The organism is Pseudoxanthobacter soli DSM 19599, assembly GCF_900148505.1.
GTDB lineage: Bacteria > Pseudomonadota > Alphaproteobacteria > Rhizobiales > Segnochrobactraceae > Pseudoxanthobacter > Pseudoxanthobacter soli.
In genome coordinates this window covers 107,144-125,106 of record NZ_FRXO01000010.1, presented here as the reverse complement: position 1 = coordinate 125,106, position 17,963 = coordinate 107,144, and the positions used below count along the sequence as shown (strand labels likewise).

At 69.7% G+C, this 17,963-nt stretch carries 11 protein-coding genes; 3 read left to right on the top strand and 8 right to left on the bottom strand.

Features of this window, described 5'->3' with window-relative positions; translation table 11 throughout:
* Positions 1-375: 375 nt before the first annotated feature.
* The 6 genes from bcsN to BUF17_RS18875 all read right to left on the bottom strand — a co-directional run bounded on the left by bcsN (position 376) and on the right by BUF17_RS18875 (position 12,435).
* The gene (gene bcsN / locus BUF17_RS18900) at positions 376-1,533 is read right to left on the bottom strand and encodes a cellulose biosynthesis protein BcsN (protein ID WP_175563748.1); all 1,158 of its coding nucleotides are present in this window, start codon (positions 1,531-1,533) and stop codon (positions 376-378) included.
* Positions 1,534-1,775: 242 nt separating this feature from the next.
* Complete coding sequence (locus tag BUF17_RS18895; RefSeq protein WP_073631629.1) at positions 1,776-2,732, bottom strand: transglutaminase family protein; 957 nt, start codon at positions 2,730-2,732, stop codon at positions 1,776-1,778.
* Positions 2,733-2,780: 48 nt separating this feature from the next.
* Positions 2,781-5,297, bottom strand: a complete 2,517-nt coding sequence (locus BUF17_RS18890) for a circularly permuted type 2 ATP-grasp protein (RefSeq protein ID WP_073631627.1) — start codon at positions 5,295-5,297, stop codon at positions 2,781-2,783.
* 17 nt (positions 5,298-5,314) lie between these two features.
* Positions 5,315-8,614, bottom strand: coding sequence for a transglutaminase family protein (locus BUF17_RS18885; protein ID WP_073631626.1), 3,300 nt, complete (start codon positions 8,612-8,614; stop codon positions 5,315-5,317).
* Between the two features lie 403 nt (positions 8,615-9,017).
* Positions 9,018-10,115: a tyrosine recombinase XerC gene (locus BUF17_RS18880; RefSeq protein ID WP_073631625.1), complete on the bottom strand. Its 1,098-nt coding sequence runs from the start codon at positions 10,113-10,115 to the stop codon at positions 9,018-9,020.
* 85 nt (positions 10,116-10,200) lie between these two features.
* On the bottom strand, positions 10,201-12,435 hold the full coding sequence (locus BUF17_RS18875) for a ComEC/Rec2 family competence protein (protein WP_073631624.1): 2,235 nt from the start codon (positions 12,433-12,435) through the stop codon (positions 10,201-10,203).
* Positions 12,436-12,620: 185 nt separating this feature from the next.
* Between BUF17_RS18875 and gltX the strand changes: the two genes are divergently transcribed.
* The 3 genes from gltX (at position 12,621) to BUF17_RS22745 (ending at position 15,751) form a co-directional block, all read left to right on the top strand.
* Positions 12,621-14,042: a glutamate--tRNA ligase gene (gene gltX / locus BUF17_RS18870; protein ID WP_073631623.1), complete on the top strand. Its 1,422-nt coding sequence runs from the start codon at positions 12,621-12,623 to the stop codon at positions 14,040-14,042.
* A gap of 202 nt (positions 14,043-14,244) precedes the next feature.
* Positions 14,245-15,537 (top strand): citrate synthase, encoded by a 1,293-nt coding sequence (gene gltA, locus BUF17_RS18865; protein ID WP_073631622.1) that lies wholly within the window; start codon positions 14,245-14,247, stop codon positions 15,535-15,537.
* A 16-nt stretch (positions 15,538-15,553) separates the two neighbouring features.
* Positions 15,554-15,751 carry a hypothetical protein gene (locus BUF17_RS22745; protein WP_139282601.1) on the top strand — a complete coding sequence of 66 codons (198 nt, stop codon included), beginning with the start codon at positions 15,554-15,556 and terminating at the stop codon, positions 15,749-15,751.
* Positions 15,752-15,794: 43 nt separating this feature from the next.
* Here BUF17_RS22745 and lpxB read toward each other — a convergent pair whose 3' ends face one another.
* Together lpxB and BUF17_RS18855 are read right to left on the bottom strand one after the other, a co-directional pair.
* A complete protein-coding gene (gene lpxB / locus BUF17_RS18860) occupies positions 15,795-17,009 on the bottom strand; it encodes a lipid-A-disaccharide synthase (RefSeq protein ID WP_073631678.1) in 1,215 nt (404 codons plus the stop codon).
* Positions 17,010-17,076: 67 nt separating this feature from the next.
* On the bottom strand, positions 17,077-17,958 hold the full coding sequence (locus BUF17_RS18855) for an LpxI family protein (protein WP_073631621.1): 882 nt from the start codon (positions 17,956-17,958) through the stop codon (positions 17,077-17,079).
* Positions 17,959-17,963 lie beyond the last annotated feature (5 nt).

Here is a 17,963-nt window from a genome sequence, read left to right as displayed (position 1 = left end):
CGTCCCCAATGCACCCGATCGCCGGATGCGCCCACGTCTTAAGCCGCCCGGGGCACGGCACCGCCCACGCTCCGGCGACGAAAACCCCTGCCGGCCAACGGCTTCGCACGGTTTCGCACCACGCTCAAGCCGCGCCTTGCCCGGTGCGGCGCGCACGAACCGCCCTGACCGCCGCCGCTGGACCCTATCCCGTTCGGATCGAACCGATCCGAATCGGACGGATATGCTCAAGCCCTTGAATCCGAAGCGATTCCTTTCGATCGGATGGTTCCTGTCCGATCGGAAAGCGCTCTGGCGCCGTGCACGATAACCCGGCTTGTTTGCCAATTGCTCAACCGCAGCGCCCGGCACGCATGGTCGCGCGGCCGAACGCCGTCATTGCGCGGGGCCGATGGCGCTCGGCAGCTGCAGCGGGCCGCCAGCCGGCGCCGCCGGGGGCGAGCCGACGACGCGGATGCCGGACGACGTGGTCGCGGCGCCGCTGCCCGCGGCCGTGCCGGTCGGAGCGGCGGGCCAGCTCGGCGTGCCCGTCGGCGCAGGCGCATCCGCCTCCGCCGGCGGGGCCGGACCGCTGACGCCGAACCCGGTGGCGTTGTCGACGGCCGAAACCGGCCCCTTGCTGCCCGGCGAACCTCTGTCGGGAAGAGCCGGCGGAGCCTCGATGGCCGGCGCCTGCTGAGCCGCCGGAGCGGCGCCCGGACCGGGCGCGCCCGCAGCCACGCCGGGCACCGGCACGAGAACAGCCCCTGGCAGCGGCTCCTGCGTCACAGGCTGGCGCGCCGCCGTCGCCGCCGTGACCGCGGCGCGCGGCGCGCGGGACGAGGCGACGGGCGCGGGCGGCAGCACCCGGCCGAGCCGCGGGTCCAGCGGACCCTCGGTATAATAGGGATTGGAGCCCTGCGGCACCGGCAGCATCGGCGCGCCGAGCTTGCCGACATCCTCCGGCACGTCCGGTGCGGGGCCGTAGGGATTCCAGTTCGTCGGCAGGAAGTAGCTGTTGACGGTCAGGCCGTAGAGGAAGGCGAGGAGCTTGTCCTCGGTCACGCCCACGCGGCAGAGCCGCACGCGCAGGGTGAGCCAGCCGCGGCTGCTCGGCGCCATGAACTTGTTCACCGGCGGCCGGATGGTCTGCCAGCCATAGATGCAGGTGGTGCGGCCGCGCCGGCCCACCGCATAATTGAACGGCCCGTAGAAGTTCTGCATGTAGGTCGAGGCGACGAACATGCCGACGCCGGGAAATGCCTTGAGCATCTCGCGCTGGATATCGCCGACCATCGGGCGATCCGCAGACAGGGAATTGTCGCCCGCGCCGTAGCCGACCGGGCCGTACATCTTCACCTGGATGTAGTTCTCGCCTTCGAGCGCATCGGTGTTGGCGATGACAACCTTCTGCTCGATGGCGTTGGAGAAGCGCGTCTCGATGACGCCGACGACCGCCGGACCGCCTGGCGGCGGCAGCACGATCGCCTGGGTCGCCGGCACCTCGCGCGCCATAGTCGCCGTCTGCGGATCGTGCCCCGGTCCGTAGGGCATGGCACACGCCGACACGGCAAGCGCTATGAAGATGCTGAGCGCGTGACGCATCAAGGCCCCTGTGCCAGACGATGGTGCGGATAGCGGGCCCCGGCCTTTACCCGAAGCGTCTCCCGGGCGGAAAGCGCACCGGACTCAAAAGCTTGAGCCGATCCTTCCACCACCTCGATTAGCCATGAATAAGGTTAACAAACCGCTGACGGCGGTAACCTTCATGAACGGGGCCGGGGATGGCGGCGGGTTCAGGGCGCGGGACGGGCCGCGGGCGCGGCCGCCGGCGGCTCCGGCGCCTTCTCCACGTCCTCGCGCCCGCGTGGGGCCTCCTCGACCGGGATCACGTCCACCGCGACGCCGAGATGCTGGCCGCCGGAGGTGACGATCACGCCTTCAACCGGCGCCACGTCGGCATAGTCGCGGCCGATGGCGAGCACGATGTGGTCCAGGCCCGCCGGCACGCCGTTGGTGGGATCGAGCCCGATCCAGCCCGCATCCGGCCCGCACCAGACCGCGACCCACGCATGCATCGCGTCCGCCCCCTGAAGCCGTGCGACTCCCGGCGGCGGGATGGTGCGCAGATAGCCGGAGACATAGGCCGCGGGCACCCCGAGCCCGCGCAGGCCGGAGATCATCACATGCGCGAAATCCTGGCAGACACCGCGGCGCATCTCGAAGGAGACGGCCGGGGGCGTATCGGCATCCGTCGCCCCCGGCTCGTAGACGAAGTCCTCGATGAAGCGGTTGTTGAACTCCAGCACCGCTTCGAGGATCGGCCGGCCGGGCACCACGCTCTCGGCGGCGTAGGCGCGGATCTGAGGTTCCAGCGGGATGCGGCGGCTCGGGAACACATAGTGGGCCGGTGAAAGCCCGCCGAGGTCCGATGCGGCATAGGCGAGTTCGCGGATGGCGAGGAGGTCCGGCGTCGTCTCCGGCGCGGGCAGGTCCGGCTGGTCGACCTCGATCCGGGCGACCATAGTCACCACGAGCTTCTCGTGGGCCTCGTCGATGGCGATGGTGGTGAGCGCGTTGCCGAAGAAGTCCGTCACGTCCTCGCGCTCGGTCGGTGTCGGCTCGATGACGAGCGCGCGCGAGCGGACCTTCAGACCGTCACGGTCGCACGGCATCAGCCTGAGCACGTGGCGGGCGAACGGCGTCGGCGTGCCGTAGGCGTAGTTCGTGACGTGGCGGATGTCGTAGAGCATGCGAAGCGGTTCCCGCCCGACCGGACTGCCCGGCCCGTCGCCCTGTCGTCAGCCGAGGCTGTCCCAGGTGCTGCCGGGCAGGTTGCGGTGGGTAAAATAGCGGTGGGAGATCTCGTTCGACAATTCCATCAGCCGGCCCTCGATGCCGATGAGTTCGTCGATGGAAAGGGAGGCGGCATCCGCCGTGACGAGTTCCGCCTGCAGGCGCTTGGCGATCCGCACCGGCTCGCTGATCAGCCCGCCGTCGTCGAGGCCCGGCAGCGTCGCCAGATGATCGACCATCGCCTCGACCTGGAAGGCGACGGACCGCGGGTTGCCCGGATCGAGGGTGACGAGGTCCACCACCGGCGCGCGGGCGGCGGCCAGGATATAGCGCGTGCGATAGGTGATCTGGCTGTCGGCGAGTTCGAGCAGGATGTCGAGCCAGCGCGCCGAGGCGTTCGGCACCGCGAAATGGCGCACGAACATCGACGTCGCCAGCGCCCGCTCCAGGCGGCGCCCGACTTCCATGAAGTGCCACCCGGTGGAGCGGTTCATGTTCTCCTGGGCGAGGCCTGAGAACGCCGCGATCATCGTCAGCGCGGCATTGGTGCGCTCGAACGCATCGCCCTCCACCAGGATCGGCAGCGGATCGTTGCTGGCGAACAGGGCCTCGGTCTCGGTGAGCACGCGCCACGCGTCCGGCGACAGCCGGTCGCGGATGACGGAGGCCGTCCGGCGGGCGTTCTCCACCAGCACGGGCACGGTGCCGCCGAGATCGCGGCGGGCCAGCGCGGCGGCGGCGGCCCCGGCATGGTTGGTGAGAGCGAGGCCGACCGGCACCGCGTCCAGCCCCTCCAGAAGCGCCACGACGCGATGGCTGATGCGGTCGGAGGTGCCGACGTCTCCGAGGCGCCCGGTCATGGCCCGCACCAGCCGCAGCGTCGCCTCGGCACGCTCCAGATAGCGCCCGAGCCAGAACAGGTTGTCGGCGGCGCGGCTCGGCAGCGCCCCGGTGGTGCGGCGCACCGGCATGCGGTCGGCGGTCGGCAGCAGCGAGGATTCCGGCACCGGCGCGTCCGCCAGAACCCAGACGTCGGCGGACGAGCCGCCCTGCTGCATGGTGACGGCGCGGGCGTCCTTGTCGTTGGAGATGCGGCAGAAGCCGCCGGGCATCACCGTCCAGCCTTCCGGCGTCGCGGCCACGAACACGCGCAGGATGAAGGGTCTGGGCTCCAGCTTGCCCTTGCTCCACACCGGCATGGTGGAGAGCTTCACCACCTCCTGCCCGACCACGTCGACGCCGCGGCGATCGATCAGTTCGAGGAGGTCCCGGCGCGCCTTCGCGTCGAGCCGGGCGCCGAGTACGGCCCCGAACGAGGAGGGAAAGCCCGGCAGGCGCGCGCCGAATGCCGGGGCGACCGCCATGCGGTCCAGCCCCGCCTTCACCACCTCGCGCTCGGCCGGCTGGCCGCACCACCAGGTCGCGACGTTCGGTAGGGCGAGGCTTTCGCCGAGCACGGCGCCGCCGAGCGCCGGCAGGAAGCTCATCAGCGCCCGGGATTCGGCGAGCCCGGAGCCGAGCGAATTGGCGACGAGCACCGTGCCGTGGCGCACGGCATCGACGAGACCGGCGACGCCGATATGGGAGCGGGCGTTCAGTTCCAGGGGATCGGCGAAGTCGCCGTCGAGGCGGCGCAGCAGCGCATCGGCACGCTTGAGGCCGGCGACGGTGCGGATGTAGACGGTGCCGTCGCGCACCGTCAGGTCGCCGCCCTCCACCAGGAGGAAGCCGAGATAGCGCGCGAGATAGGCGTGCTCGAAATAGGTCTCGTTGAGGGGACCGGGCGTGAGCAGCCCGAGACGGGCATCCTCGCGCTGGACCTGCGAGGTGAGGCCGGCACGGAATGCCTGGAAGAACGGCGCCAGCCGCTCCACATGGAGCGAACGGTAGACATCGGGCAGCGCGCGCGACAGCGCGAGCCGGTTTTCGAGCGCGTAGCCTGCGCCGGAGGGCGCCTGGGTGCGGTCGCCCAGCACCCACCACTTGCCGTCCGGCCCGCGGCCGAGATCGACGGCATAGATGCGCAGATGCCGGCCGCCGAGCGGCTCGATGCCCACCATCGGCCGCAGGAATTCCGGGCTGCCGGCAAGGGCCGCCGCCGGAATGATGCCCTCGGACACGAGCTTGCCCGGGCCATAGGCATCCTGCAGCACCGCCTCGAGCAGCCGGGCGCGCTGGATGAGGCCGGCGACGAGCGTCTTCCACTCGCCCTCCGCCATCAAGAGCGGCACATGGGAGAGCGGCCACGCCCGCTCGCCGCCATCGGCCTGATTGTAGACGCGATAGAACACGCCCGAATCGCGAAGCGAGCGGTCGGCCACCTCGAAGCGGCGGCCGAGTTCCGTCGCCCCGAGACCTTCGAGCTGGGAGATGAACTCCGCCCAGTGCGGACGGGGACGCCCGTTGGCGTCCACCATCTCGTCGTAGACGCCCGGCATGGCGGAATAGTTCGCAACCAGGCTGCCGATCCTGCCGGATCGCGCCTTTCGTGCGCTCGAACTGTGTCCCGCCCCGGCCGTCATCGCCCTACATCATCGCCTCACGACAGCCGCGGACGCCGGAGATCGAGCGTTGCGGGGAATTCACCGGTCGCCTCCTCGGGCGGCGGAATCACCATGCCACCGGTATACCCGTGATGCTGGAAGCGCGCGAGCCTGCGGGCCTCCGCCTCGTAGCTGTTCACCGGGAAGGTCTCGTAGTTCCGGCCGCCCGGATGGGCCGAGTAGTACACGCAGCCGCCGAGGGAGTGATTGTTCCAGGTGTCGATGATGTCGAACGTCAGCGGCACGTTGACCGGCAGCGTCGGGTGCAGTCCGGACGGCGGGTGCCACGCCTTGAAGCGGACACCGCCGACATAGCTGCCGTTGGTGCCCGTCGACAGCATCGGCACCCGGCGGCCGTTGCAGGCGATGACGTGGCGCTGCGGATTGAAGCCGTCGACCTTGACCTGCAGGCGCTCGACCGAGGAATCGACATAGCGCACGGTGCCGCCGGAGGTGCCCTCCTCGCCGAGCACATGCCAGGGCTCCAGCGCCTGGCGCAGTTCGAGGCCGACGCCGCCGTGCTCCACCGCGCCGTAGAACGGGAAGCGGAACTCGCGCTGCGCCTCAAACCACAACGGATCGACGTCGTAGCCGCCGCGGCGAAGGTCGCCGAGGATGTCCAGGAAGTCGGCCCAGACGAAGTGCGGCAGCATGAACCGGTCGTGGAGCGCCGTGCCCCAGCGCACCGGCGGTCCGCTCTGCGGATTCTGCCAGAACCACGAAACCAGCGCGCGGATGAGAAGCTGCTGGGCGAGGCTCATGCGGGCATCGGGCGGCATCTCGAACGAGCGGAACTCGACGAGGCCGAGCCGTCCGGTCGGGCCGTCCGGCGAGAACAGCTTGTCGATGCAGATTTCCGCCCGGTGGGTGTTGCCGGTGACGTCGGTCAGGAGGTTGCGGAACAGCCGGTCGACAAGCCACGGGAACGGCACCGGACCCTGGCCGGGCGCCGGCACGCTGCCGAGCGCGATCTCCAGTTCGTAGAGCACGTCGGTGCGCGCCTCGTCGAGGCGCGGCGCCTGGCTCGTCGGACCGATGAACAGGCCCGAGAACAGGAACGACATCGCCGGATGGCGCTGCCAGTAGAGGATCACGCTCTTCAGCAGATCCGGGCGCCGCAGGAACGGGCTGTCCGGCGGGCTCGCACCGCCGATCACCACGTGGTTGCCGCCGCCGGTGCCGGTGTGGCGGCCGTCAGTCAAGAACTTCTCGGTGCCGAGGCGGGTCTGGCGGGCATCCTCGTAGAGCGTGGTCGTGATGTTGACCGCCTCCCGCCAGCTCGCGGCGGGGTGGACGTTGACCTCGATCACGCCCGGATCGGGGGCGACACGGATGACGTTGACGCGCGCGTCGGGCGGCGGAGGATAGCCCTCGATCTGGACCGGCAGGCCGAGTTCGGCGGCAGTCGTCTCCACGGCGCCGAGCAGGTCGAGATAATCCTCGAGCGTGCCGGTGGGCGGCATGAACACGCAGAGCTTGCCGTCGCGCGGCTCGACGGAGAGCGCCGTGCGCACGCTGGCACCATAGGTGAGCCGCTGCAGAACCTGCGACCTGCGCTCGGCGACGCTGGTTTGCTGATAGGCCTGCGCAATCTCGTCCGGGTCCGGCAGATCGCCATATTCGGCGAACGGATCGGCCGGCACGATGTGCGGATACGCCGCCGGCGCCACCCACGGCAGCGAGGCGAGCGGCAGCCGGAAGCCGACCGGCGAATCGCCCGGCACCAGGAACAGCTTCTTGCGCCTGAGGCCCCAGCGCTCGGAAACCCAGCCCGAACCGGCGGAGGCATTCCAGCGCTGCACCGGCAGCACGTAGCCCGCGGGCTTGGTCAGGCCGCGCTCGAACGTGCGCGCGATGCGGGTGCGGTCCTCGATGTTCTCCAGTTTGGAATCGAGCGCGTCGACGTTCTCCGGCAGGTCGGCTTCCTTGAGGATCCAGTGGGCGGGGTCCTCGTAGGCCGGCACGGCATAGTCGGGCTCGAAGCCGAGGCGCTCGGCGATACCCTCGACGACCTGCCGCGCCTGATCGACGGTGGCGGGGCTGGTCGGCACCTCCCGCGCGAACAGGTCGGGGTTGCGCCAGATCGGCTTGCCGTCCTTGCGCCAGTAGAGGCTGAACGTCCACCGCGGCAGGGATTCGCCCGGATACCACTTGCCCTGCCCGTAATGCAGGAAGCCGCCGGGCGCGAACGAGGTGCGCAGACGGTGGATCAGTTCGTCGGCCTTCTCGCGTTTGGTCGGGCCGACGGCGGAGGTGTTCCACTCCGCGCCCTCGTAGTCGTCGATGGAAATGAAGGTCGGTTCGCCGCCCATGGTGAGGCGCACATCGTTCGCCTTGAGATCGGCATCGACCTTCTCGCCGAGGGCGTCGAGCGCCTGCCAGGCCTCGTCGGAGAACGGCAGGGTAACGCGCGGCGCCTCGGCGACGCGGGTCACCTTCATGTCGAAGTCGAACGTGACTTCCGCCGGGTCGGTCGCGCCGCTGAGGGGGGCGGCCGAGTGATAATGCGGCGTCGCCGCGAGCGGCAGGTGGCCCTCGCCGGCGAACAGGCCCGAGGTGGCATCTAGGCCGATCCACCCGGCGCCGGGGATGTAGACTTCCGCCCAGGCATGGAGATCGGTGAAGTCGTAGGTGGTGCCGGCCGGGCCGTCGAGCGCGATGATGTCGGGCTTCAGCTGGATGAGATAGCCGGACACGAACCGCGCGGCGAGGCCGAGATGGCGCAGCACCTGCACGAGAAGCCAGCCGGAATCGCGGCACGAGCCCGAGGCGAGTGCCAGGGTCTCGTCCGGTTCCTGCACGCCCGGTTCCATGCGGATGGTGTAGCTGATGGCGCGCTGGATGCGCTGGTTCAGTGCCACCAGGAAATCGACGGTGCCGACGGGCTCGCGCGGGATCGAATCGACGAAGGCCTGGAAGCGCTCGCCCCCCGGCTCCTTGACCAGATAGGGCGTCAGTTCCTCGGCGAGCTGAGGCGCGTAGGTGAACGGGAACTTGTCGGCATATTCCTCGATGAAGAAATCAAACGGATTATAGACTTCAAGCGCGGCGAGAAGATCGACCTCGATGCGGAAATGGTCGGTCTTCTCCGGGAACACGTACCGGGCCAGCCAGTTGCCGAACGGGTCCTGCTGCCAGTTGACGAAGTGATTTTCCGGCGAAACCTTCAACGAATAGGCCGGCACCTTGGTGCGGCAGTGCGGCGCCGGGCGCAGGCGGATGACCTGCGGGCCGAGGGAGATCGGTTTGTCGTAGGTGTAGCTGGTAACGTGATGTAGAGCAGCCAGGATCGACATGAAGCCCCGCGTGGAAGGAAGGATTTCCTTTTCATTGAAACCGCCCGGAGACCCCGCAAAGATCAGGCCGGCTTCGACGCGCTGACCGGCGCTGCCGGTTCGCGAACGTCCAGGCCGGCATCCCCCCGCCGGATATCCAAACGATCTCCCCGAGCGCGCCCCACAGCGACGAGCACGAGAGCAGAACCAAGGTAGCGGGGGCCACCCGTCATGGGAAGCGTCGCGGCTCAGAAATTGGGCAAGCACATGAAAGTCGCAGTGCGGAACGCGACGCTGCGTCCACGAGGACGGCCGATCGGCCGGCCGCCGCCGCGACCGGGGAACAGCACCGGATTCAAGAGCTTGGCGGCAGACATGCGGTCGATCCGCGACGATGGGAGAAGACGCGGCGCCACACTTTTTCTCAACCGGTGCGTCGCGGGCGCGCACCCCCCTTTTCCTTGGTCGACGCTGGCGGAACGGCCTTTCGCTTCAATGATTTGTCTGCCAACGATCTGGCGGGCGGCGAAGCGTCTCCGCCGTTGGCCGGCACCAGCCCGGCGAGCGGATGCGCGCGCCGGTAGACCTCGAGCAGGCGGGCAGGCTCGACGGCGGTGTAGACCTGGGTCGTCGACAGACTGGCGTGACCGAGCAGTTCCTGGATGGTGCGCAGGTCGCCGCCGGCAGAGAGCAGGTGCGTCGCGAACGAATGCCGGAGGGCATGGGGTGTGGCCGTCTCCGGCAGGCCGAGCGCGCCGCGCAGCCGCTCCATGGCGCGCTGCACGATGCGCGGCGACAGCGGCCCGCCCTTGACGCCGCGGAAGGCGGGTTCACCCGGTTCGACAGGGAACGGCCGCTGGCGGCGGTAGTCCGCGACCGCCGCCGCGACCGCCGGCAGCAGGGGCACGAGCCGCGTCTTGCCGCCCTTGCCGGTGACGCGCAGCACGCCGCCCGAACCGGCGAGATCGTCGTCGGTCAGCGCCAGCGCCTCGCCGATGCGCAGGCCGGCGCCATAGAGCAGCATCAGCACGGCGCCGTCGCGGGCGGCGACCCACGGCTCGTCCTCCAGCATCCCGGCATCGTCAGCGAGCCGGAGCGCATCCGCCACCGGAAGCGCCTTCGGAAGCCCGGGCTTCGCCCGCGGCCCGGAGACGGCCCTCATGGCGGCGCCGTTGACGCCGTGATGGCGCTCCAGATAACCGGCGAACGAACGCAGCGAGGCGAGCGCGCGGGCCATGGTGCGGTCGCCGACGCCGTCCGCCTGCCGCCGCCGGGCGAGGAAGGCGCGGATATCGGCGGGCCGGAGATCGCCGAGATCCTTGATGCTCGGCGCGCCGCCGAGATGATCCGCCAGGAACGAAAGCCAGTGGCGCACGTCGCGCTCGTAGGCTTCGAGCGTGTTCGCGGAGAGCCGGCGTTCGCCGCCGAGGCGCGACAGCCAGCCCGCCACCGCGGCCATCAGGTCGGGAGCGGCGATCACGAGGGGCGCGGCGGCAAGTGAAGCGGGCACTGAGCGGGCCATCGGGCAAGCCTCGTCCGGAGCGGGGGTGTCGTCGCCGCAGCTTGCACCGGACAAGCTTAAAAGCCGGTATTCCCCCCGTCGCCGCTCACGGCCGCAGGTGGCGCGTCCACGGCCGCTCGCCGCCGGGCAATGCGGCTTCGACAACCGGCGGAACCGTCAGGTCACCGTCGGGGAAGGTCAATGTGACGGCTCCCGTTCGGGCGAGGAAGCTGCGGTCGATCACGAACCGCGGCGATGCGCAGTCCTCGCGCGCCACCGTCACCGGCGCGACGAGGATGGTGGCGTGGCGGCAATCGTCCGGCACCGCGGCGGGCGAGGCGGCGAGGCTGAGGGAGACCGCCTCCGCGGCGCCGGGAGGCGTGGCGACGATCACGCAGCCCAGAGGATCGCAGCGCGCGGCGCCGGCAAGCGACGGATCGCGCGGCAGGCGCACGTCGCCGTCGGCCGAGAGCCACGTCTCGACGGCGCGGCGGCCGTCCCGGCCGGCGACGATCGCAAGCCGCCCGTCCGCCTGACGCAAGGCCGCCGCGCGCCCGTCCGCCGTGACGAGGACATCCGGCGGGCGGAACAGAAGGAATGCGGCGACGGCGAGCCCGAGCGGCACCAGAGCGAGCACGCGCCAGGCGCCCTCGGCGATGGCGCCCCAGAGCAGCGCGGCGACCATGAACATCACCGTCCAGAACGGCAGGCGGCCGACATCGCCGGCCGAGCCCGTCCACGCCGCGACCCGCGTGGCGACGGCGGTCATGAAATCGATGCCGAACCCCATCAGCGTGAGCGGCAGGGCTTCCAGCCCGAACGGCATCAGCGCGAAGGCGGCCACGCCCATCGGCATCACCACCACCGAGACCGCCGGCATCGCGATCAGGTTCGCGACGAGCCCGAGCGGTGCCGCGCGGTGGAAATGGTAGGCCGCGATCGGACCCGAGGCGATGCCGGCGATGACGGAGGTGACCGCAAGCGCCGCGGCCCCGAGCAGGAGAGCGCGGGTAATCCGGCGAAACCGGGAGACGGGCACCGCGTCGTCGTCATCGTCCGGCGTACGGCGCCGCCGCTGCCACCAGCCGAACGCGGCGACGAGCGCGATCACGGCGGCGAACGACATCTGGAAGCCGGGATTGAGCACGGCGGATGGCTGGATCAACAGAACCACGAGCGCGCCGACCGCGACCGAGCGCAGCGTGATCGCCGGCCGCTCGACGATGACCGCGAGCAGCGCCACCGCGATCATCACGAACGAGCGCTGGGTGGCGAGATCACCCCCCGACAGCGCGAGATAGGCCGCCGTGGCCGGCAGCGCCGCCGCGGCCGCCCACCGCTTGATCGGGAACCGCAGCGCCAAACCCGGAATCGCGGCGAGCATCGCCCGCAGCGCCACGATCAGCGTGCCGGCGACGAGCGTCATGTGCAGGCCGGAGATCGACAGCACGTGGGTGAGGCCGCTCGTGCGCATGTCGTCCTCGATCTCGCGGGGAATGCCGCCACGCTCGCCGACGAGAAGCGCGACCGCGATTTCACCGGCGGGGCCGGGCAACGCCGCGCGGATGCGGACCGCGATGGCGGTACGGACGTCGTCGAGGGTTTCGGCCGCCTTCAGCCGCCACGCCATCGCACGCGAAGCGGGAGGCGGCAGCGAGACCGGCTCGACGGCCCCAAGCACGAATCCGCTAGCGCCGATGCCCTGCAGATAGAGAGAACGCGCGGGATCGTAGCCGCCCGGCAGATCGGGACCGCGCGGCGGCTGAAGACGCGCGAGAAAGCGGACGCCCTCCCCGGCCCCGACCGGCGCGCGGGCTGCCGCCGCGGTGACCATGACCCGCGCCGGCGGCGGACGGCGCTCGCCGCCCTCGCCGAAGCTCGTCACCGCCACGACGAAACGGACGCGGCCGGCCTCGCGCGGCTCGGCGCGCAACACATAGCCTTCGACGGCGACGGTCCGTTCCCGCGCCAATACCGGGGCGGCGCTGCGGGCGACCTCCCATTGCGCCATCGCCGCGCCGAGGGCGACGGACGAGACGGCCGCCGCGAGCACGAAGACGACGGGGGCGCGACGGACGACAAACGCGACAAAGGCCGCAATGAGGGCGACAGCCGGGGCAAGCCACTGTGGCGGCTCGAGGGGCGCCGCGAAATAGGCCCAGATGCCGAGCGAGAGTGCGACCGGCAGCCAGAGAAAGCCGCATCCGGCCTCGATATCCGTCTCGAACGACCGCGACAGCCACCGCGCGATCGCCGCCGGGTTCGTCCGCGCACGCGGTCGCCACCGGATGCGCTGCCGCCCGGTCGAGCCCGCTGCTGCCTCCCCCTCGCCGACGGTCATGTGCCACCCGGGCTGCGGTGCGCCGGCCGCGATGCAGGGCCGCGTTCCCGCATCTTTGGCGCGCCGGCCAAGCCATGCTACAGGAACGCGCGCCGACCGCCATCCGCCGCGCCCATGCCGGGTGGCGTTCGCGCCCGCAGCCTTTCCGCGCGTTCTCTGCGCCCCCTGCTCGTTCGAGGACACGGATGACCGAGACCGTCATCACCCGCTTCGCTCCGTCGCCGACCGGCTTCCTGCACATCGGCGGCGCCCGCACGGCGCTGTTCAACTGGCTTTATGCCCGCCACACCGGCGGCAAGATGCTGCTGCGCATCGAGGACACCGACCGCGAACGCTCCACGGATGCCGCGATCGACGCGATCATCGACGGATTGAAGTGGCTCGGCATCGACTGGGACGGCGATCCGGTCTTCCAGTTCGCCCGTGCCGGGCGCCACCGCGAGGTGGCCGAGGGCCTGGTCGCCGCGGGCCGGGCCTATCACTGCTATGCGACGCCCGAGGAACTGGTGGAGATGCGCGAGACCGCCCGCGCCGAGGGACGCCCGCCGCGCTATGACGGCCGCTGGCGCGACCGCCTGCCCGCGGAAGCGCCCACCGGCGTGAAGCCGGTGATCCGCATCAAGTCGCCGCAGGACGGCGAGACGGTGGTGGACGACCAGGTGCAGGGCCGCGTCGCCTTCCCGAACAAGGACCTCGACGATTTCGTCATCCTGCGCTCGGACGGCACGCCGACCTACATGCTGTCCGTCGTGGTCGATGACCACGACATGGGCGTGACCCACATCATCCGCGGCGACGACCACCTGACCAACGGCGCCCGCCAGACCATTCTCTATCAGGCGCTCGGCTGGCACGTTCCGGTGATGGCCCACATTCCGCTGATCCACGGTCCGGACGGCGCCAAGCTTTCCAAGCGCCACGGCGCGCTCGGCGTCGACGCCTATCGCGCCATGGGCTACCTGCCGGCGGCGATGCGCAACTATCTCGTCCGCCTCGGCTGGAGCCACGGCGACACCGAGATCATGTCGACCGAGGAGATGAGCGCGTGGTTCGACCTCGACGCCATCGGCCGGTCGCCCTCGCGCTTCGACTTCGCCAAGCTCGAGAACCTCAACGGCCACTATCTGCGCGCCACGGACGACGACGCGCTGTTCGCGATCTTCATCGAGACCCTGCCCTACCTGCCCGGCGGGCCGGAACTCGCTGCCCGCATGACGCCGGAACTCTCCGCGCAGATCCGCGCCGCGCTGCCCGGACTGAAGGAGCGCGCCAAGACTTTGGCGGAACTGCTCGACAGCGCATCGTTCCTGTGGGCCGATCGTCCGCTGGCGCTCGACGAGAAGGCGGCGGGGCTCCTGGCGGGCGATGCGCGGGCGCTGCTTGGCGATCTCCATGCCGCCTTCGCCGCCCTGCCGGCTTGGGATGCGGCGGCGACCGAAGGCGCGGTGCGCGCCTATGCCGAGGCCCATGGCCTCAAGCTCGGCAAGGTCGCCCAACCTTTGCGTGCCGCGCTGACGGGTCGCTCCACCTCTCCGGGCATTTTCGACGTCCTTGCGGTCCTCGGCCGGGAAGAAAGCCTCGTACGCATCGCCGATCAGGCCGCCTGAGCCCCCCGAAGGTTGCAGTGCCGCACCGCGGTGTGCGCTTGCGGCACTGCCACAAATAAGATACCCAAGCTGCGGTACCATCAATTTCCGCCTCGCCCGCTCCCCTGCCCGCATAAGTCCTTCCAAATCTTTGGGGATCCAGGCGAACTCGATTCCAGCCCTTGGAATCCTGCGAACGGCGTGTTCGAAAGAGGTAGGCGCGATGAGTGATAAGACAGCGACGCTGACGATCGATGGGAAAAGCTGGGAATTCCCGATAAAGAGCGGCTCTATCGGCCCGGATGTCATCGACATCTCGAAGCTCTATGGTTCGACCGGCCGTTTTACCTATGATCCCGGCTTCACCTCGACGGCTTCTTGCGAAAGCCACATCACCTATATCGACGGCGACGAGGGCGTGCTGCTCTATCGCGGCTACCCGATCGAACAGCTCGCCGAACACGGCGATTTCCTTGAGACCTGCTACCTGCTGCTCTACGGCCAGCTGCCGACCGCGGCGGAGAAGGCCGACTTCGTCAATCGTGTGACCTACCACACGATGATCCACGAGCAGATGAGCCGCTTCTTCTCCGGCTTCCGCCGCGACGCCCACCCGATGGCGGTCATGGTCGGTGTCGTCGGTGCGCTCTCCGCGTTCTATCACGACTCGACCGACATCTCCGATCCGCAGCAGCGGATGATCGCAAGCCTTCGCATGATCGCGAAGATGCCGACGATCGCGGCGATGGCCTACAAGTACCATGTCGGCCAGCCGTTCATCTATCCGCGCAATGAATACGACTACGCCTCGAACTTCCTGCACATGTGCTTTGCCGTGCCGTGCGAGGAATACAAGGTGAACCCGATCCTCGCCCGCGCGATGGACCGCATCTTCACCCTGCACGCCGACCACGAGCAGAACGCCTCGACCTCGACGGTCCGGCTCGCCGGCTCCTCCGGCGCCAACCCGTTCGCCTGTATCGCCGCCGGCATCGCCTGCCTGTGGGGACCGGCTCACGGCGGGGCCAACGAAGCCGCGCTGAACATGCTCCAGCAGATCGGCACCGTCGATCGCATTCCGGAGTTCATCGCCCGCGCCAAGGACAAGAACGATCCGTTCCGTCTGATGGGCTTCGGTCACCGCGTCTACAAGAACTACGACCCGCGCGCGCGTATCATGCAGAAGACCTGCCATGAAGTGCTCGGCGAGCTCGGCCACAAGGACGATCCGCTGCTTCAGGTCGCGCTGGAGCTGGAGCGCATCGCCCTCAGCGACGATTATTTCGTCGAGAAGAAGCTCTACCCGAACATCGATTTCTATTCCGGCATCACGCTGCGCGCCCTCGGCTTCCCCACGACCATGTTCACCGTGCTGTTTGCGCTCGCGCGCACGGTCGGCTGGATTTCGCAGTGGAACGAGATGGTCGAGGATCCGAGCCAGCGCATCGGCCGTCCGCGCCAGCTCTATACCGGCGCCAGCACCCGCGACTACGTGCCGATCACCCAGCGCCGCTGAGACGGCGCCGTCAGGCATGGACCAACACACGGCCGGGAGCGATCCCGGCCGTTTTCTTTTGCGCCCCGCCGCAACCCATCCCGATGTCCTGAATTCCTGGAGCATAACCCGTTCAGATCGAGCCGATCTGAACGACAAGGATATGCTCAAGCTTTTGAATCTGGAGCGATTTCTCGTCGATCTGATGATTCCATCAGATCGGAAAGCGCTCTAAGTCCCGGCGTCGCGGGATCTCGCTCGCGCCCCGCAGACCCGCTTCAACGGCGGTGCAGCACGTCCGCCACGACTTCGGCCGCCTTGCGGCTTGGGGAAATGCCGCCTTCGAGCCGCATGACCGTATCGAGCGTGGCGAAGGCTTCGACCTGCCGCCGCCGCTCGGGGCTGTCCGACAAGAGCGGCACGACCGCATCGGCAAGCTTCTCAGGCGCCGCGTCGTCGTCGAGAAATTCCGGCACCACGTTCTCGCCGAGTATGATGTTCGGCAGCACCATCGAGCCGACCCTGGCGAGCTTCAGCACCCGGTTCAGCTTCTTGAGCTGGCGGTAGATCGCATCGAGCCGGTAGGCGATCGCCATCGGAACCCCGGCGAGTGCGAGTTCCAGCGACACGGTGCCGGACGCCGCGAGCGCGGCGTGGGCGCGCCGGAATGCCGCGCGCTTGCCGGCTTCGCCGCGCACCACGACCGGCTTGACCGGCCAGCCGGCGGTCTCCGCCTCGATCCGGTCGGCGAGATGGGGAACCGCGGGCAGCAGCACCTCAAGCGGCCCGGTCCGAGCGACGATCAGCGGCAGTGTCCGGCCGAAATCCTCCATGAGGCGCGACACTTCGCTGCGCCGGCTGCCGGGCAGGACGAGCAGAACCGGCGGACCGTCGCCGAGCCGCGCCCGCTCGCCGGGGGCCGGGCGCAACTCGGCCAGATGATCGAGCAGCGGGTGGCCGACATAGGTGCACGGCGGGCCGCCGAGGCGGCGATGCGCGTCGGGCTCGAACGGCAGGATCGCCAGCAGGTGGTCGACATAGGCCGCCATCTTGCGCGCCCGGCCGGGCCGCCACGCCCACACCGACGGGCTGACATAGTCCACGATCGGCAGATCCGGCCGGGCCTTGCGGATGCGCTTCGCCACCCGGTGGGTGAAGTCTGGGCTGTCGATGATGATGACCGCATCCGGCTCGGCGGCAATCGCCGCATCCGCCGCCTCCCGGATGCGGCGCAGAATCGTCGGCAGGCGCGCGAGCACCTCCGTCATGCCCATCACGGCGATATCGGACAGCGGAAACAGCGAGGCGACGCCGGCCCGCGCCATGCGCTCGCCGCCGATGCCGGCGAACTCCACCGGACCGTCGATCACGCCGGGCAGCGCGCGGATCAACGCCGCGCCGAGTTGATCGCCGGATTCCTCGCCGGCCACGATGAAGAGGCGCAGCGGGCGGCCCTCAAGCGGCACACGGTGCGGCGGGTTCGTCTCCGGCATGTCGATCTCCCGCGTGCTCACGGCCCTGCCCTTCCGGCGCGGAACACCCGAAGGCTCGGGCTCCGGTTCAAGCGTTCGGCCACGGCACAGCCTTCGATGACGGAACGCCGGCGATGAACAGACCGCGCTCGTCGGCGAGAGCCAGCGTCTCGTCGCGCGAGACCATCACCACCCGGCCCGCCTCGGCGGCGATGCCGGCAAGGCCGGCGTCTGCGGCGAACTTGACAGTCTGCGGGCCTATGGTCGGCAGGTCGACGCGCAGGTCCTGGCTCGTTTTGGCCCCCTTGAACATCACGCCGACATGATCGCCGCGGCCGATGCGGCCGATCGCGCGCAGTTCGGCGACGCGCGTCAGCATCGCGTCCGTGCCCTCGGCGCCTTCGATCGCGACGACCCGGCGGCCGAGCGCCACGGCCGCCTGGCCGACATCGAGATGGCCAAGAGCCTTGACGGCGGCAGCAGCAGAGTCGGTCGCTTCCTTCGCCGCGGTGTCCGGCTTGCGCCGGCCCTGGGGACCGAGGCCAATCAGCAGTTCCGGCGCGACATCGCCGATGCCGACGATGTGCAGGCCCTCGCGCTCGAAGATGCGGATCACGCCCGTCAGCACCGTGTCGTCGCCACCGACGATGGCTGAGATGATGCGGGGGAGCCGCCGCAAAGTGCCGAAATCGCCGGCGATGGCCCGGAAGTCCGGCCGGCGGAGGATGGAGCCCACCAGCAGCGTGTCGCGCGCGCCCTCGCGGGCGAGGATCTCGAACATGCGCCCGACCTGACCCCATTCGACCCAGACCGGATCGAACCCGGCCAGCGCCTCAGGATCCGCTTCGCCGCGAACCGCGACGATCAGCATCCGCCGTCCCGTACGGGCGACGGATGCGGCGACATCGGCGGGGAGCTTTCCGCCGCCGGCCACGATGGCGAGCAGCGTCTGTTCCGCGGCAACGGACATGGCAG

Coding starts and splice junctions, on each gene's coding strand:
- BUF17_RS18855 (WP_073631621.1), bottom strand. CDS start 17,958: ATGTCCGTTGCCGCGGAACAGACGCTGCTCGCCATCGTGGCCGGCGGC.
- BUF17_RS18880 (WP_073631625.1), bottom strand. CDS start 10,115: ATGGCCCGCTCAGTGCCCGCTTCACTTGCCGCCGCGCCCCTCGTGATC.
- BUF17_RS18895 (WP_073631629.1), bottom strand. CDS start 2,732: ATGCTCTACGACATCCGCCACGTCACGAACTACGCCTACGGCACGCCG.
- BUF17_RS18875 (WP_073631624.1), bottom strand. CDS start 12,435: ATGACCGTCGGCGAGGGGGAGGCAGCAGCGGGCTCGACCGGGCGGCAG.
- BUF17_RS18885 (WP_073631626.1), bottom strand. CDS start 8,614: ATGTCGATCCTGGCTGCTCTACATCACGTTACCAGCTACACCTACGAC.
- bcsN (WP_175563748.1), bottom strand. CDS start 1,533: ATGCCCTACGGACCGGGGCACGATCCGCAGACGGCGACTATGGCGCGC.
- BUF17_RS18890 (WP_073631627.1), bottom strand. CDS start 5,297: ATGACGGCCGGGGCGGGACACAGTTCGAGCGCACGAAAGGCGCGATCC.
- gltX (WP_073631623.1), top strand. CDS start 12,621: ATGACCGAGACCGTCATCACCCGCTTCGCTCCGTCGCCGACCGGCTTC.
- lpxB (WP_073631678.1), bottom strand. CDS start 17,009: ATGCCGGAGACGAACCCGCCGCACCGTGTGCCGCTTGAGGGCCGCCCG.
- BUF17_RS22745 (WP_139282601.1), top strand. CDS start 15,554: ATGGACCAACACACGGCCGGGAGCGATCCCGGCCGTTTTCTTTTGCGC.
- gltA (WP_073631622.1), top strand. CDS start 14,245: ATGAGTGATAAGACAGCGACGCTGACGATCGATGGGAAAAGCTGGGAA.